Raw genomic sequence first — 14,579 nt, 5'->3', positions numbered from 1 at the left:
CAAAACGCCCGCAAACCGGGCAATGTGATCCGGGACGACGCGGGCGTCCGGTGACCCTCTCGCCAGAGGAACGGCGCGAGGCTATCTTTGCCGCACTCGAAGAGGTGCATGCCGAGGTCGGACTTGACGGCGCGACGATGCAGGTCATCGCGCGCCGCGCGGGGATGTCCAAGCGCACGCTCTATGATGTGTTTCCCAGCCGGATCACGCTGTTGCGCGCCTATATGGACAGGGTTGCGGAGCAGTTCATCCAGCCCTTGCCCGTCTCGGAAACGGATCTGCCGATTGCTGAGCGTCTGAGCCGCATCCTGACCCGCAATGCCCGTCATCAGGGCTATGGCCTGCCGCTGGAGATTCTGCGCACCTTCATGGCACAGGTGCCCGCGTGCCCCGAGATCGGGCGCGATCTGGTTGACCGGCTGATGCAACGCGATCTGCGTATTCTGACGCAGGAATTGCAGCGCGGCGTTGCGCGCGAGGAAATTCACCTCGACGACACCGGGCAGGCGGCGGCGCTCCTGCTCGACATGGTGCGGCCCTGGCCGATCGAATCACTGCTCGATCCGGCGCGGCTGGCCTCGCCCGAGGCGTTCGCGGCGCGCCGTTGTCTCGCCATCGAGGTGTTTCTCGCTGGCGTCGCGGTTCGGCGGGGGGATGGCGCGCCCTAGTCGTGCGTGCGCAGGCGCGAGTGTTGCACGACCGCCACCGCCAGCAGCGGCAGACCCACCGTCACCACGCTCACCACGATCAGCAGGATGCCGAGATCGGAATAATCGGCGGGGGTGGTGACCTGCCCGGTTTCGGAATCGGTCACTTCGCGGGTGATGACGAAGATGTTGTTGAGATATTTTGTCAGCAGCGAACTCGCCGACAGCGCAAGGTTGGTGAATGAAGCCATGACGGCAAAGAACGTCGCCTTGAGATCGTTCGGCGCGTTGCGCGCGATCCAGGCCAGCATCGGGATCATCGCGATCTGCCCGAGCGGCGATTCGATGGCCGTATCGAGAATCGCGATAAAGCGCGCATCGACAACCCCACCGGTGAGCGGCGCGGTGATGTCCTGAATTCCATAATAGAGCCCGATATTGGGCAGTGACAGCACCCCGCCCGCCAGCGTCAGCAGCACCACGATGTAGACGATGGGCCTGGCTGCCATCAACGGGCGCAGGATCACCATGCCCACGAGGGTCAGGACGGACGTGATCAGCGACAGAACCGACAGGAACTGCTGGTCAAAGCCCAGAACGTCGATGGAAAACCACGTATAGCCGTCACCCGGTCGCGGCACCGCGCGGAAGATGAAGATAACCAGCGCCGTTCCGATCAGCGCCCGCGCCTGAGCGGAGGTCAGCACCTTGATCAATTGCCGCATCAGGAGCAGCACGATCGTCATGGAGCCGACAAAGATGATCTCTTGTCCATAGGCGATATCGCTCAGCCCGACGGTCAGCGAGATCGCCACAAAGCCGGCACCGCCGATGAAATACCACGGGTTGGGCTTGGTGTCCTCGTCGGGCCGCTCGAAGAGCGCATCGGCTTCCGCCGGGTCGAGGCCGCGCCGGATGAACCCCCGCTGCGCACGGATTTTCTGGATACCCGCCAGCACCACGCCCGAGACCGACACCACCGGAATGAGCAGTGCGGTCAGGTAGATATTGGCGTAGATCTGTCGCTTGGCGTCTGCATCCATCGCCTCTATGCCCGAGAACATCGAGATATTGAGCGTCGCCACGGCCACCGTCCCCAGGATCAACGCGAACCGCCCCAGCGTCTGCATCGTGGTATGCATGGCGCGCGATTGCTCCAGCCCGATCTCGTGGCCTTGCGAATCGACGCGCGGCACCGCCTCGACCGACATCGCATCGGCCACCGCGTCCTGGACCACCAGACCGCAGGGGGCCAGCAGGTACGAGGTGATGTACCATGCACTCATCGGCATGATTGCGGTCATCATCTCGGTCTGCGTCAGCAGCAGATACATGGTTAAGACCGACAGTCCGATCAGCCCGGCACCGAGATAGACCAGCAGCCATTTCCACCGCCAGATGATATCGACGAGGTGCCCGAGCGGCATCTTGAGCGCCCAAGGAAGCCCCGCCCAGAAGGCGAGCCCCGCCAGATAGGCCGCCGAGAGATCGAGATACTCCTTCACGAAAAAGGTGCCCACGATCATCGTCAGCCCCGAAAAACCGGCGGCGAAATAGACCATCAGCGGCGGCAGGAACGTCCAGCGCATCTGCCGCCCGAGATCGAAGACGACCGCGTCGATCCAGTTTCCGATTCGGCCTGTCGCAGTCATCTCGGGTTTGCCCCGTTGGGCCAGCGGGCTGCACTCTCGGCTAGGGCGGTCACCACGATATCCAGCTTGTCCACCGGCAGCATCACCAGCATCTTGGGTGCGGTGACGGTCAGATGCACCGGCCCGGTGGCCGCGTTCGATGTGCCGCTTTGCCCGTCAGGGGCGAAGTTCAACCCGCGAATGGGCCATTGCAGCCCGTCGGACGCGCCCTCGACCGCGCCCATCGGAAACAGCGAGACGCGACAGCCCGGATCGAGGGCCAGATGGATCGCGGGGGGGCAGAGGAACATCAGATCGACCTCGCCCAGCAGGACGCAGCGTTGCGCCGGGTGGCGCGCCAGCGCGTTGCAGGCCGCCAGCTGATGATCAAGCCGGTCTCCGCAGAAGCCAACGCCGAGAATCAGCGGTGCCGCGATGCTGCGCAGGCATTTGTCGAAATCGGTGCTGTTCTGATCTGGTATGTGGTGCAGGATGGCCTCGGGCAGGGCGGCGCGCGCGTGGTCCGAGATGCTGTCGAAATCGCCGATAACCGCGCGCGGCGTTACGCCATGGGCCAGCGCCCGGTCGGCCCCACTATCGGCCGCAACGACCCGTTCCGCCAGCACGAGGGCCCGGTCGAGCAACCGGTCAGACAGGCCGGCCCCGCCGATCAGCGTGATTGGATCGTTTTCGTGCACAATCATTTCTCGCCGCCCTTATCGTTGCCTTAACTCTTGCGATGACACATTGTGACCACGAAATGATACAGTAAAGATCGAAGAATCGCGCCGCTTTGGTCTTGGCGGTCATGGTAAACACTGTCTTTGCAGGCAAGCAAAGCGAGCATTTAAATATGGTTGGTTCAAGCAAAATTCTCACCGTCTCCTACGGCACCTTCTCGTGCACGCTGGAGGGCTTTGACGATTCATTCGATACGATGAAGGCGATTGCGGAATATTTCCGCGATCTCGCCTCTGATGACCGCTATTTCGGGGCAGAACCGCCGACGCCGGATGCTGAGATGCTGGCGCGGATCGCCGAACGCGAGATTTCGCGCCGGGTCGAGGCCAGCGAACAGCAGGGCCGTATCGTGCTGCGTGCGGACACCATAGCGCGCGAGAGCGAGGTCGCAACCGAGAAGGCCACGCCGCACAAAGAGCATGCCGAGCCCACGGCGCTTGCCGCACCGCAGCCCGAATCCACCCAGGAGCCGGTGCCCGAGCCTGAGATGGCGCAACCAGAGATGGCGCCAGAAGAGCCGCGCGAGGAGCTCGCCCCCGTTGCGCCGAGCGACATGCCCGCAGAAACGCCCGAGCCGATTGTCAAGGCCGTCGAACCCCCCGAGCCCGAGTGGCAGGAGCCCGAGGTCGCGCAGGCCGAGCCGCGTGCGCCTCTGACTGCGGATCCCAACAGCTTCGCCGCGAAGCTGCATCTGATCCGGTCGGTCGTGAGCGGCGATGCCCCCTCTGTGACAGATCAATATAGTGAAGACGAGCATGCACAGGATTTCGGGCATGCGGGATCTGACGATAGCGCGTTCTGGCCTGACGATTATGAGGACGAGGCAACGGATGAGGTGACCGCCGCAGTCGCCGCTCCTGCTGCGGATTCGGAGGCGGAGGCCCCCCGCGAGGATGCGTTCGAGGACACGCTGGCAGCACTTTTGGCCGATGAAAAGCTGGAATCAGAGACCGCCGCAGAGCCGTCACAGAAGGACACCGCCGAAGACGACGCGCGGTTTGATGACGAGGATCAGGTCGCGCCCGAAATGAACGCCGAGGACGACGCCGTTGCCGAGACCGACAGCGACGTCGAAGAGGACATGGCCGAAGACGAAGCGGTTGCCGGGTCCGAAGACACCAGTGCGCTGGAGGAAATCGCTCTGGCAAGCGATACGGTGACCGAGAAAGAGGCGCTGACCGATGACGCGACGCCGGTCGAAGCGGGCCCGATGCAGGACGCCCCCGAGAACCTCTTGGAAGACGAGACACCCGAAGCTCCAATCGCCCGCGTGGTCAAGGTCAAGCGCGCGGCGCTTGACGAGATGATCGAGCAAGGACTCTTCGAGGAAGATGCGGACGCAGACGAGGCCGAAAGCGATACCTGCGAGAATATGTTTGAGGAGGAGGTCGCACTCAGCCCCGAGGAAGAGGCGGAGTTGCAGCGCGAACTCGCCGAGCTGGAGGCCGAATTCGACCCTGACGCCGAGATCGCTGACGAGCAGGACGAGGACGACCGGCAGACCGAAGCGGCCTCTCTGGCCACGCGCGAGGAATCCGCGCACCCGGTGGCGGAGCCCGCTGATCACACGCCCTCGGGCCGCCGCAAGCTTGCCCGGGCCGAGTCCGAGATCGATCTGTCGCGCATCTTTGAAGAGACCGACAGTCAGCTCGAGGCGCCTGCCTCCAGCCAGCGGCGCAACACGATTCAGCACCTGCGCGCCGCGCTCGAGGCGACCCGCGCCGAAAAAGCGGCCGGGTCCGAGCTCAAGCCCGATGTCGACCAGACGCCCTACCGCTCCGATCTTGCCGATGTGGTGCGCCCGCGCCGCCCGCAAGCGCTGCCCTCCGGGGCGCGCAGCGCGCGCCCGGTCGAGACCCGTCCCGCGCCGCTCAAGCTCGTGGCCGAGCAGCGGGTGGATACCGAACGCGGGCCAATTCGGCCGCGCCGGGTGTCCACCGAGGATATACAGACAAGGGCCGAAACCGCGCGCGACGGCGGGTTCACGGCCTTCGCCGAGAAGGTGGGGGCGAGCGCGCTGCCCGACCTTCTCGAAGCCGCCGCCGCCTATCTCGCCGATGTCGAGGGGCGTTCGCAATTCTCGCGCCCGATGCTGATGGGCAAGCTCAAGGAAATCGAGCAGGATCGTTTCTCGCGCGAGGACGGGCTGCGCTCCTTCGGCAAGCTCTTGCGAGAGGGCAAGCTGCAGAAACTCTCGGGCGGGCGCTTCGCCATCACCGAGGATACCGAGTTCCGCGCCCAGGACAAGCGGCAGGCGGGCTGAGATCAGCGCCTATCCCCTTGCCCCCATGCTTGGTGCCGCGTAAAACGCGGGCCAAGTCAGAGCATGGAGCCACGTAATGCTGGATCTCACCTACGAATCCCCGAAACCCAAGGTCATCGCCGGTGCGAAACACGACTGGGAACTCGTCATCGGGTTGGAGGTACACGCGCAGGTCGCCTCCAAGGCCAAGCTCTTCTCCGGGGCCTCTACCCAATTCGGGGCCGAGCCCAATTCAAACGTCGCCTTTGTCGACGCGGCCATGCCCGGCATGCTGCCGGTGATCAACGAGTTCTGCGTCGAGCAGGCGGTGCGCACCGGGCTGGGGCTCAAGGCGCAGATCAATCTCTGGTCGGCCTTTGACCGCAAGAACTATTTCTACCCCGACTTGCCGCAAGGCTACCAGATCAGCCAGCTTTACCATCCGCTGGTGGGCGAGGGCGAGATCCTCGTCGATATGGAGCCGGGCATCGCACGGCTGGTGCGGATCGAGCGCATCCACATGGAACAGGACGCGGGCAAGTCCATCCACGACATGGACCCGGCGATGTCCTTCGTCGATCTAAACCGCACCGGCGTCTGCCTGATGGAGATCGTCAGCCGCCCCGACATTCGCGGCCCCGAGGAGGCCGCCGCCTATGTGACCAAGCTGCGCCAGATCCTGCGGTATCTGGGCACGTGCGACGGCAACATGCAGAACGGCAACCTGCGGGCGGATGTGAATGTCTCGATCTGCCGTCCGGGCCAGTATGAGAAATACCAGGAAACACAGGATTTCTCGCATCTGGGCACACGCTGCGAGATCAAGAACATGAACTCCATGCGCTTCATCCAGATGGCGATTGATTACGAGGCGCGCCGCCAGATCGCGATTGTCGAATCCGGCGGCGAGGTGGTGCAGGAAACCCGCCTCTATGACCCGGACAGAAACGAAACCCGCTCCATGCGCTCCAAGGAAGAGGCGCATGATTACCGCTATTTCCCGGACCCCGACCTGCTGCCGCTGGAAATCGAGCAGGCCTGGGTGGATGAGATCGCGGCCAACCTGCCCGAATTGCCCGACGCCAAGAAGGCGCGTTTCGTGCTGGAGTTTGGCCTCAGCGAATACGACGCCAGCGTTCTGACCGCCGACCTCGCCAATGCCGGGTATTTCGAGCAGGTCGCGGCGGGCGCGGGCGACGGCAAGCTGGCGGCGAACTGGGTGATTAACGAACTTTTCGGACGGCTCAAGAAAGAAGACCATTCCATCGAGGACAGCCCGGTCAGCCCGGCGCAACTGGCGGGTATCGTGCGGCTGATCAAGTCCGACGCCATTTCCGGCAAGATCGCCAAGGACCTCTTCGAGATCGTCTATACCGAAGGCGGCGACCCAGAGGAGATCGTAGAGGCGCGCGGCATGAAACAGGTCACCGACACCGGCGCGATTGAAACCGCCGTCGATGAGATCATCGCCGCCAACCCCGCGCAGGTGGAAAAGGCACAAGCCAACCCCAAGCTGGCGGGCTGGTTCGTGGGGCAGGTGATGAAGGCCACCGGCGGCAAGGCCAACCCCAAGGCCGTAAACGAGATCGTGACGGCGAAGCTGGGGCTGTAACGGCCTCCGCCCGATCTTCCCCATTTGAAAGCGCCCTGAACTTGCCTAATCTCTCCGGACCCGCGAGGGAGAATCAGGGAGGGTTCGATGGGCTGGATGAAGGACGAGACCGGGCTGGAGCGTTGCGCCGCGAATTTCGTGGCGCTGACACCGTTGTCGCATCTGCGGCGGGCCGCGCATCTCTTTCCGGATCGCGAGGCGCTGGTCTATCACGGTTTCCGCAAGACCTATGCCGAATATCACGCCCGCGTCTCGCGTCTCGCGTCGGCGCTGGTGGATCTCGGGATCGAGCCGGGCGACGTGGTTGCCACGCTGCTGCCAAACATTCCCGCCCATTGCGAGGCGCATTTCGGCGTGCCTGCGGCGGGGGCAGTCCTCAACGCGATCAACACCCGGCTGGAGGCCGACACCATCGCCTATATCCTCGATCACGGCGAGGCGCGGCTGGTGCTCTGCGATCCACAATTCCTGCCCACGCTCATGCAGGCCGTCGAACTGATGGAGCGCCCCGCGCCCGGCATCATCGAGGTGGCCGACGATGAGGCCGGGGTGCATGGCCACGGTCATTACATGGAATACGAGGAATTGCTGGCCACCGGCGATCCCGAGTTCGACTGGATCATGCCGCAGGACGAATGGGAGAGCCTCGCGCTCAACTATACCTCGGGCACGACGGGGCGACCCAAGGGCGTGGTTTACCATCATCGCGGCGCGTACCTGATGACAATGGGCACCGTCGTGAGTTGGGACGTGCGGCGCTATCCGCGGTATCTGACCATCGTGCCGCTCTTTCATTGCAACAACTGGAACCATGTCTGGATGATGCCGGTGCTGGGCGGAACCACCGTGTGTTGCCGCGACATCACCGCCAAGGCGATCTATGATGCCATCGCCGATGAGGGTGTCACCCATTTCGGGGCCGCGCCCATCGTGCTCAACACCATCGTGAACGCCAAGGCCGAGGACCGGCGGGCGTTCGATCATATCGTCGACGTGTTCACCGCCGGTGCCCCGCCCCCCGCCGCGACGCTGGCGGCAATCGAGCCGCTCGGGTTTCAGGTGACGCAGGTTTACGGGCTGACCGAGACCTATGGCCATGTCACCGAATGCCTGTGGCAAGAGGGCTGGAACGATCTGGATGAAGAAGACCGCTATGCGATCAAGGCGCGCACTGGTGTCCTGATGCCGATGATGGAGGACATCACCGCGATGGACCCCGAGACCATGCAGCAGGTGCCGATGGACGGGCAGGCACAGGGCGAGATCATGATCCGCGGCAATTCAGTGATGAAGGGTTATCTCAAGAACCCCAAGGCCACGCAGGAGGCGTTCGCGGGCGGCTATTTCCATTCCGGCGACATCGCCGTGCAGCATTCTGACGGCTATCTGCAGATCGCCGACCGGGCCAAGGACATCATCATCTCGGGCGGCGAGAACATTTCCTCGGTCGAGGTGGAGGGGGTGCTGATGCGGCACCCGGCGGTTCTGCTCTGTGCAGTGGTCGCCAAACCGGACGAAAAATGGGGTGAAGTGCCCTGCGCCTTTGTCGAGTTGAAGGATGGGGCCACGGTGGAAGAGGCCGATCTGATCGCCTTCGCCCGCGAGCGGCTGGCCGGGTTCAAGACACCGAAATCGGTGGTCTTTCAGGAATTGCCAAAGACCTCTACCGGCAAGATCCAGAAGTTCGAGCTGCGCCAGATCGCGCGGGGGCTGTAAGGCCGGGTCACGCCAGTTCTTTGAGCAGCAGGACCGCACCCGAAACAAGCGTCATCGCGATCAGCAACCGCCGAAATCCCGTATCCGTGAGACGCTTGAAAACGGCGATGCCGATCTGCGCGGCACCGATCGAGAGCGGCAGGGCGAGCGCGAGGTAGATCAGCGTCTCGCGGGTATAGGCCCCCTGAAGCGCGAGCGCGGCTGCCGTGAGCGTGAGAACCGTGACGTTGAACGGTTGCAGCACCGCGCGCGTCTCGGATTTCGGCCAGGGGCGCAGGGTGCACCACATCATCGGCAACGCGCCCGAGAGCGAGGCCGCCCCGCCCAGCACGCCACCCGAGAAGCCGACGATCATGTCCCAGATCGGAGTAGGGCGTTCAAAGCGGGGAAGTTGGGCGCGCAGGCTGAAATAACCGCCATAGAGGATGAGAAGCCCGGCGATCACCAGTTTCAGGCTGCGCGCGTCGAGCACCGACAGGATCAGCACACCGATGGGGATGCCCAACAGACCGGGCAGGAGGAACCTTGCCAGCCGTCGCGTGTTTGCACGGATGGCATGGCGGACGACCCATAGCCCCTGCACGCCCGTTAAGGCCGAGAGCACGACGACCACCGCCACTGCCTGCACCGGTGGCATCACGTTGAGGAAAAACCCGAGCGCAAACAGCGCGGTGCCAAAGCCTGCCAGCCCGTTGATCAGCCCACCTGCGAGGGCCCCGGCGGCGACGTAGAGTGCGATCTCGGGCGTCATGCGGGGGCGCTCGTTGCGGCCGGTTTGAAGGCCCCGATCCCGACCGCGCCGAGCAGGGCGGTGTGAATCTCCTGAATGACGCGGATGCGGGGATTGTCGCGGCGATGCGCGAGGGTCAGTTGCCGGATTGGCGCACCCTCGGGCAGGGGCAGGCGGCGCAGGGGCAGGGGGTTTGCGCCGCGCACGCAGCGCGCGGGCACGATCGACACGCCGAGCCCGGCCAGAACCATGCTGGAGATTGCCTCCAGCCCCTGCAATTCCATGGTTACGTTGACGGCGATGGACTGCTCGCGCAGCCATCCGTCGATCAGCCCGCCTACCACGGCGTCGCGGCTGAAGCGGATGAAGGGATGGTTCGCCAGAAGGGCGCGCACGTCGTCGCCGGTGGTGTCCTCGGGGGACAAAAGCTCCATCGGTTCGCGGGCGATATCGGCATGGTCGATCTCGGGTGGCAGCGGGCCTTGCCGCGATAGCACCGCGCAATCGAGCGCGCCGCGCTCGACCTCGGCGATGAGCCCGGTCGTCATGCCGGGCACGATGCGTACATGCAGGTCGGGAAAGCTCTGCTTCAGCAGCCTAACCGACAGTGGCGTCAGGCCGGTCAACGTCATCGGCACTGCACCGAGCGAAATTTCGCCCTGAAACCCCTCATCGCCCAGAACCGATGGCACGATCCCGTCATAGGCGCGCACGATGTCGCGGGCGTGGGCCACAAAGGCCCGCCCGGCCGGGGTGAGTTCGGGGGTGCGACGCGACCGGTCGAACAGCGCCACGCCCCATTCCTCCTCAAGGCTGCGCATCTGCTGGCTGACGGCGGCATGGGTCACGAACACCGCATCGGCGGCGGCGCTGAAGGTCTTGTGCTCGTCCACGGCGATCAGGGTGCGGAGGCGTCGGATTGACATGACTTCCCTTTACCGTAAGCTTGTCTAACGTAAGCTGTAACGGAATATTGCTTATATTAAGGTTGGCTTAAAGTTACACCTGAACCGGCAGGCGTTGCAATCCGCGATCACGACCCGCGTCGCCACGCCACGACAGAGGAGGAGGACAAAATGAAACTGAGACATCTGGGCGCGCTTTGCGCAATGGGTCTGGGGCTGGCGGCGGCGCCCGTGCTGGCCGAATATCCCGAACGCCCTATCAACATGGTCATTCCCTATGGCGCGGGCGGAGCGACGGATATCTCCGCGCGCACGATAGCCGAGCCGCTGGGTACGGCCGTGGGCCGACCGCTGGTCATGTCCAACATCACCGGGGCGGGGGGGGCGACCGGCTCGGTCGTGGTGCAGAACGCCAAGCCGGACGGCTATACGATGCTGTTCGCGCGGGTCGGCTCGCATACCGTCAGTCCGGCGATGAAGGCGACACTACCCTACACGCTTGATGACTACCGCTTTGTCACGGTCTACGAGATCAACCCGGTGGCCTGTGCCGTGCGGCCCGATTCGGGTATCGAAAGCATGGAGGAACTGGTAAGCCTGACCGAGAGTGAGGGCACGAGTTACAGCTCTTCGGGCGTGGGCTCGATGCTGCATCTGGCGGCAGTGTTCGTGCTGGATGAGTTCGGCGTCAAGGACCCGCTGGAGAAGGCCACCCATATCCCGCAAAACGGCGGCGGTGCGGCGGCGACGGCAGTGCTGAACGGCACGGCGACGTTCCTGTGCACCAATACCTCGGCGCTGGCGAGTTTCGTGGCCAACGGGCAACTGAAGCCGCTGATGGTTACCACCGATGAGCCGGTGCCGGGATTTGACGCACCCTCGGCGAGTTCTCTGGGAAAATCCGAACTCACCCAGCTGGTCGGCTGGACCGGGATTGCCGGGCCGGATGACCTGCCCGACGACGTGGCCACCAAATGGGGCGAGTGGATTGCCGAGGCGGCTGGCAACGAGAAATTTGTCGAGCAGATGACCGCGCGCGGCTCGGTGATCGAGGTAATGAGTCCGGAAGAGGCAAACGACTTTATCCAGACGCAATACGAGACTTTCCGCGCGCTGGTGGATAAGCTGGGAATGCGGATCGAAGGCTGAGGCCCGATTGACAACCCCCCGGGCGCGGCTGTCCTGCGCCCGGGCAATAAAAGACATTTTCTGATCGGGGAGGGTCAGGTGTGAGCCATCGGGCAATGCAGATGCAGCTTGGCATCGGGGCTATTTTCGCAGCCCTTTTTCTAATTCTCTACGCCATTCCAAACTGGGTCTCATCGCCCAGCAATGTGCGTAACATCGTGCTGTCGCCGCTGTTCTGGCCCTATATTCTCGGCGGGCTGACGGGGCTGACCGGACTGGCGCTGCTGCTGACGGGTCGGCAGCGACTGGGCAGCGGCGACCCGGTAAACGAGCCGATCGACGATCCCCGCCAAGGTGTGCTGCGCCTCACGGCGATCGCGGGGCTGATGGTGGCAACTTTCTGGGTCATGCCCTGGCTCGGCATGGTCTGGACCTCGATGCTGGCCTTTGTCGCGCTCGCCTTTCTGGTCAGGACGCGCCATCCGGTGACGGCCTTCGTCTGCGCAATCGTGGTGCCGCTGGTGCTCTATGCCTTCTTCGCGCATGTGGCGAGTGTCGCCATTCCGCAGGGTGAGTTGGTGAGACTGCCATGAGCCTGATTGATAGCGTGATGGCGGGGCTGGCCCTTGTCGGCAATTGGGAGGCGTTCCTGTCGCTGGCCATCGGTGTGGTGATCGGCGTTGTGGGCGGCGCGATCCCCGGCATTTCGGCGACGATGGCGGTGGCCTTGGCTCTGCCCTTCACCTTTCCGATGCAGCCGATCAACGGCATTCTGCTGCTGCTCGGTGTCTACAAGGGTGGCATTTTCGGCGGCTCGATCCCGGCGATCCTGATCAAGACGCCGGGCACGCCCGCCTCCTCGGCCACCATCCTCGACGGCCACCCGCTGGCCGCGCAGGGTGAGGCGGGGCGTGCGCTAGGCATGGCGCTCTGGGCGTCCTGCACGGCGGATTTCGTATCAAACCTTGCGCTCATATTCTTTGCGGGCTTCCTTGCGTCCTTCGCGCTCAGCTTCGGCCCGCCGGAATTCTTCGCGCTGATCCTGTTCTCATTGACGATCATCGCCGGGGTGTCGGGCGAGAGCCTGTTGCGAGGGGCGCTGTCGGCGCTGTTGGGGCTGCTATTGGCCACCATCGGCCTTGATCTGGTTTACGGCACCAACCGATTCACCTTTGGCGACCCGAACCTGATGGGCGGGCTGAATTTCATCGCCGTGCTGATCGGCCTCTTCGCCATACCCGAGGTGATCAACATGGCCTGGCATCCCACCGGCCACATCGGCAAGGTGCAGAAGCTGGGCAGCAAATGGGTCACTTTCGCGGAATACAAACGCAGCTTCCGTTCGATCATCCGGGGCAGTTTCATCGGCGTGTTCCTCGGCTCCATCCCAGGTATCGGCGCGGCCCCGGCGGCGTTCCTGAGTTATTCCGAGGCACGGCGCAAATCGCCCAACAAGGCGAATTTCGGCAAGGGCGAGATCGAGGGCGTGGCGGCCTCGGAGGCGGGCAATAACGGTGTGGCGGGGGCGACGCTCATCCCGCTGCTGGCGCTGGGCGTGCCGGGCGACGTGATCACCGCGATCATCATCGGGGCCTTCATGGTGCACGGGTTGCAACCGGGGCCGATGATGTTCGTGCTCAACGTCGATATCATCTACGGCCTCTTCATCGGGTTGATCCTGTCCTCGGGCATCCTGTTCATCGTTGGCGGGCTGGCCATTCGCGGCTTTCGACCGGTGGCGGATATCCCCAAGCGGATTCTCATGCCGATGGTGCTGGTGCTGTGCATCTACGGGGTGTTTGCGGTCAACAACAACATCTTCGACGTCGGAGTGATGTTCGTGATGGGCTGGGTCGGCTTTGTGATGTCGCGCTATCACATCCCGGCCGCCCCTTTCCTCATAGCCTTCATCCTCGGGCCGTTGCTGGAGGATAATTTCCGCCAGTCCATGCTGATGTCGGGCAGCAGCCCTGATATCCTTCTGCGCGGGCCGATCACTTGGTTCTTCTGGGCGCTGACGGTGATCAGTATCGTGGCGATCACGCGCGGCACCCTGCGCGCGGCAAAATCCAAGGACTAGGCTGTGCACGGGCCCGGTCACATTTACGTGGACGCGGGATTAATTCTGTAAAAAACGACAGCGCTTTCATATATTCAGTCATGCATATGTATCGGTGCGTCGTGAGGCGCTGCCATGACGGATGAAGGAAGACGACAAATGACAGGGTTCGAAACCGAGTTCACCCCGCTCATGTCACTGGCTGGGGGCGTGTTGATCGGGTTGTCCGCAGTATTGCTGATGTTCCTGCAAGGCCGGGTGATGGGGGCCACGGGTATTCTATCGGGTCTCGTGACTGGCACCGCGCCCGGCGACAAGGGCTGGCGAGCGGCAATGGTCGCAGGGATGATCGCAGGGCCCCTGCTGGTGCTGGCGGTGAGCGGGCAGATGCCTGCGGTCGATGTGCCGGTCAGCTGGCCGATGATCGCGGTCGGCGGGTTCATCGTAGGCATCGGCGTGACCTATGGCTCGGGTTGCACCTCGGGACACGGCGTTTGCGGCAATGCGCGGCTGTCGCCGCGCTCGATGGTCGCCACGGTGACCTTCATGATTGCCTGCGGCGTCACAGTCTATGTGATCCGTCACGTGATGGGGGGCTGAGCCATGCGATTGCTGTCTGCTTTCATCGTCGGACTGACTTTTGGCGTCGGGATTGCCATTTCCGGGATGATCAACCCGGCCAAGGTGCTCAATTTCTTCGACATCGCCGGCACATGGGACCCGAGCCTGATCTTCGTGATGGGCGGCGCGCTGGTGACCACCTTCATTGGCTATCGGTTCGTGCTGCGGCGTGATAAACCTGCACTCGAAGAGAGGTTTCAATTACCCACGGCACGCGACATCGACGCGCGTCTGGTAGGCGGCTCTGCGGTGTTCGGCATCGGCTGGGGAATCGCGGGGTTCTGCCCAGGAGCGGCGGTGCCGGCACTCGGCTCGGGCAAGGTGGAGGTCGTGGGCTTTGTCGCGGCACTTCTCGTCGGGCTGTGGGCGGCGCGCCTCGTTCAGGCGAAACAGGCAGGGCGGAGGGCCATGGCATGAGCGATTACCCGGTGAACATGGATGTGCATCCGCAGGTCACGGCGTTCTTTGACGAGGCCACCAACACGATCAGCTACGTGGTGAAGGATCCCGGCTCCAACGCCTGCGCGGTGGTCGATAGCGTGATGGA

13 protein-coding genes and 1 pseudogene are annotated in these 14,579 nt (G+C 63.6%); 10 read left to right on the top strand and 4 right to left on the bottom strand.

Annotation, left to right across the window (positions count from 1 at the left end):
* The first annotated feature begins 50 nt into the window (after positions 1 to 50).
* Positions 51 to 668: a TetR/AcrR family transcriptional regulator gene (locus BHD06_RS18785; protein WP_254892481.1), complete on the top strand. Its 618-nt coding sequence runs from the start codon at positions 51 to 53 to the stop codon at positions 666 to 668.
* Here BHD06_RS18785 and BHD06_RS18780 read toward each other — a convergent pair.
* The gene (locus tag BHD06_RS18780) at positions 665 to 2,299 is read right to left on the bottom strand and encodes a hypothetical protein (RefSeq protein WP_080458511.1); all 1,635 of its coding nucleotides are present in this window, start codon (positions 2,297 to 2,299) and stop codon (positions 665 to 667) included. The two genes, BHD06_RS18785 and BHD06_RS18780, sit on opposite strands and share 4 nt — an antisense overlap.
* Positions 2,296 to 2,982, bottom strand: coding sequence for a thiamine diphosphokinase (locus BHD06_RS18775; protein ID WP_080458510.1), 687 nt, complete (start codon positions 2,980 to 2,982; stop codon positions 2,296 to 2,298). Before BHD06_RS18775 ends, BHD06_RS18780 begins: the two co-directional genes overlap by 4 nt.
* Before the next feature lie 149 nt (positions 2,983 to 3,131).
* On the opposite strand from BHD06_RS18775, the gene BHD06_RS18770 reads away from it, so the two are divergent.
* The 3 genes from BHD06_RS18770 to BHD06_RS18760 all read left to right on the top strand — a co-directional run bounded on the left by BHD06_RS18770 (position 3,132) and on the right by BHD06_RS18760 (position 8,589).
* On the top strand, positions 3,132 to 5,282 hold the full coding sequence (locus BHD06_RS18770; RefSeq protein ID WP_254892480.1) for a hypothetical protein: 2,151 nt from the start codon (positions 3,132 to 3,134) through the stop codon (positions 5,280 to 5,282).
* A gap of 76 nt (positions 5,283 to 5,358) precedes the next feature.
* On the top strand, positions 5,359 to 6,873 hold the full coding sequence (gene gatB / locus BHD06_RS18765) for an Asp-tRNA(Asn)/Glu-tRNA(Gln) amidotransferase subunit GatB (RefSeq protein ID WP_080458509.1): 1,515 nt from the start codon (positions 5,359 to 5,361) through the stop codon (positions 6,871 to 6,873).
* A gap of 87 nt (positions 6,874 to 6,960) precedes the next feature.
* Positions 6,961 to 8,589, top strand: coding sequence for an AMP-binding protein (locus BHD06_RS18760; RefSeq protein ID WP_080458508.1), 1,629 nt, complete (start codon positions 6,961 to 6,963; stop codon positions 8,587 to 8,589).
* Positions 8,590 to 8,596: 7 nt separating this feature from the next.
* Here BHD06_RS18760 and BHD06_RS18755 read toward each other — a convergent pair whose 3' ends face one another.
* Together BHD06_RS18755 and BHD06_RS18750 are read right to left on the bottom strand one after the other, a co-directional pair.
* Positions 8,597 to 9,340: a sulfite exporter TauE/SafE family protein gene (locus BHD06_RS18755; RefSeq protein ID WP_080458507.1), complete on the bottom strand. Its 744-nt coding sequence runs from the start codon at positions 9,338 to 9,340 to the stop codon at positions 8,597 to 8,599.
* On the bottom strand, positions 9,337 to 10,245 hold the full coding sequence (locus tag BHD06_RS18750; protein ID WP_080458506.1) for a LysR family transcriptional regulator: 909 nt from the start codon (positions 10,243 to 10,245) through the stop codon (positions 9,337 to 9,339). Before BHD06_RS18750 ends, BHD06_RS18755 begins: the two co-directional genes overlap by 4 nt.
* Before the next feature lie 150 nt (positions 10,246 to 10,395).
* Between BHD06_RS18750 and BHD06_RS18745 the strand changes: the two genes are divergently transcribed.
* From BHD06_RS18745 to BHD06_RS24475, 6 genes and pseudogenes are all read left to right on the top strand, one after another.
* Entirely contained in the window at positions 10,396 to 11,373 is a 978-nt protein-coding gene (locus tag BHD06_RS18745) for a tripartite tricarboxylate transporter substrate binding protein (protein WP_080458505.1), read from the top strand.
* Between the two features lie 80 nt (positions 11,374 to 11,453).
* The gene (locus BHD06_RS18740) at positions 11,454 to 11,945 is read left to right on the top strand and encodes a tripartite tricarboxylate transporter TctB family protein (RefSeq protein ID WP_080458504.1); all 492 of its coding nucleotides are present in this window, start codon (positions 11,454 to 11,456) and stop codon (positions 11,943 to 11,945) included.
* Entirely contained in the window at positions 11,942 to 13,432 is a 1,491-nt protein-coding gene (locus BHD06_RS18735; protein ID WP_080458503.1) for a tripartite tricarboxylate transporter permease, read from the top strand. The genes BHD06_RS18740 and BHD06_RS18735 overlap by 4 nt, the downstream gene beginning before the upstream one ends.
* Before the next feature lie 138 nt (positions 13,433 to 13,570).
* Positions 13,571 to 14,011 carry a YeeE/YedE family protein gene (locus BHD06_RS18730; protein WP_080458502.1) on the top strand — a complete coding sequence of 147 codons (441 nt, stop codon included), beginning with the start codon at positions 13,571 to 13,573 and terminating at the stop codon, positions 14,009 to 14,011.
* A gap of 3 nt (positions 14,012 to 14,014) precedes the next feature.
* On the top strand, positions 14,015 to 14,449 hold the full coding sequence (locus tag BHD06_RS18725; RefSeq protein WP_080458501.1) for a DUF6691 family protein: 435 nt from the start codon (positions 14,015 to 14,017) through the stop codon (positions 14,447 to 14,449).
* Positions 14,446 to 14,579 (top strand): annotated as a pseudogene (locus tag BHD06_RS24475) (MBL fold metallo-hydrolase); the annotation flags it as partial. The gene BHD06_RS18725 and the pseudogene BHD06_RS24475, both read left to right, overlap by 4 nt.

Origin of the sequence: Roseovarius sp. A-2, from assembly GCF_002072155.1 — a bacterium.
GTDB lineage: Bacteria > Pseudomonadota > Alphaproteobacteria > Rhodobacterales > Rhodobacteraceae > Roseovarius.
This window is presented reverse-complemented; position numbering and strand designations above follow the sequence as displayed.

Bases quoted from the DNA above. Each gene is read 5' to 3' on its own strand.
- BHD06_RS18780 (WP_080458511.1), bottom strand. From the start codon at position 2,299: ATGACTGCGACAGGCCGAATCGGAAACTGGATCGACGCGGTCGTCTTC.
- BHD06_RS18775 (WP_080458510.1), bottom strand. From the start codon at position 2,982: ATGATTGTGCACGAAAACGATCCAATCACGCTGATCGGCGGGGCCGGC.
- BHD06_RS18770 (WP_254892480.1), top strand. From the start codon at position 3,132: ATGGTTGGTTCAAGCAAAATTCTCACCGTCTCCTACGGCACCTTCTCG.
- gatB (WP_080458509.1), top strand. From the start codon at position 5,359: ATGCTGGATCTCACCTACGAATCCCCGAAACCCAAGGTCATCGCCGGT.
- BHD06_RS18760 (WP_080458508.1), top strand. From the start codon at position 6,961: ATGGGCTGGATGAAGGACGAGACCGGGCTGGAGCGTTGCGCCGCGAAT.
- BHD06_RS18755 (WP_080458507.1), bottom strand. From the start codon at position 9,340: ATGACGCCCGAGATCGCACTCTACGTCGCCGCCGGGGCCCTCGCAGGT.
- BHD06_RS18750 (WP_080458506.1), bottom strand. From the start codon at position 10,245: ATGTCAATCCGACGCCTCCGCACCCTGATCGCCGTGGACGAGCACAAG.
- BHD06_RS18745 (WP_080458505.1), top strand. From the start codon at position 10,396: ATGAAACTGAGACATCTGGGCGCGCTTTGCGCAATGGGTCTGGGGCTG.
- BHD06_RS18735 (WP_080458503.1), top strand. From the start codon at position 11,942: ATGAGCCTGATTGATAGCGTGATGGCGGGGCTGGCCCTTGTCGGCAAT.
- BHD06_RS18730 (WP_080458502.1), top strand. From the start codon at position 13,571: ATGACAGGGTTCGAAACCGAGTTCACCCCGCTCATGTCACTGGCTGGG.
- BHD06_RS18725 (WP_080458501.1), top strand. From the start codon at position 14,015: ATGCGATTGCTGTCTGCTTTCATCGTCGGACTGACTTTTGGCGTCGGG.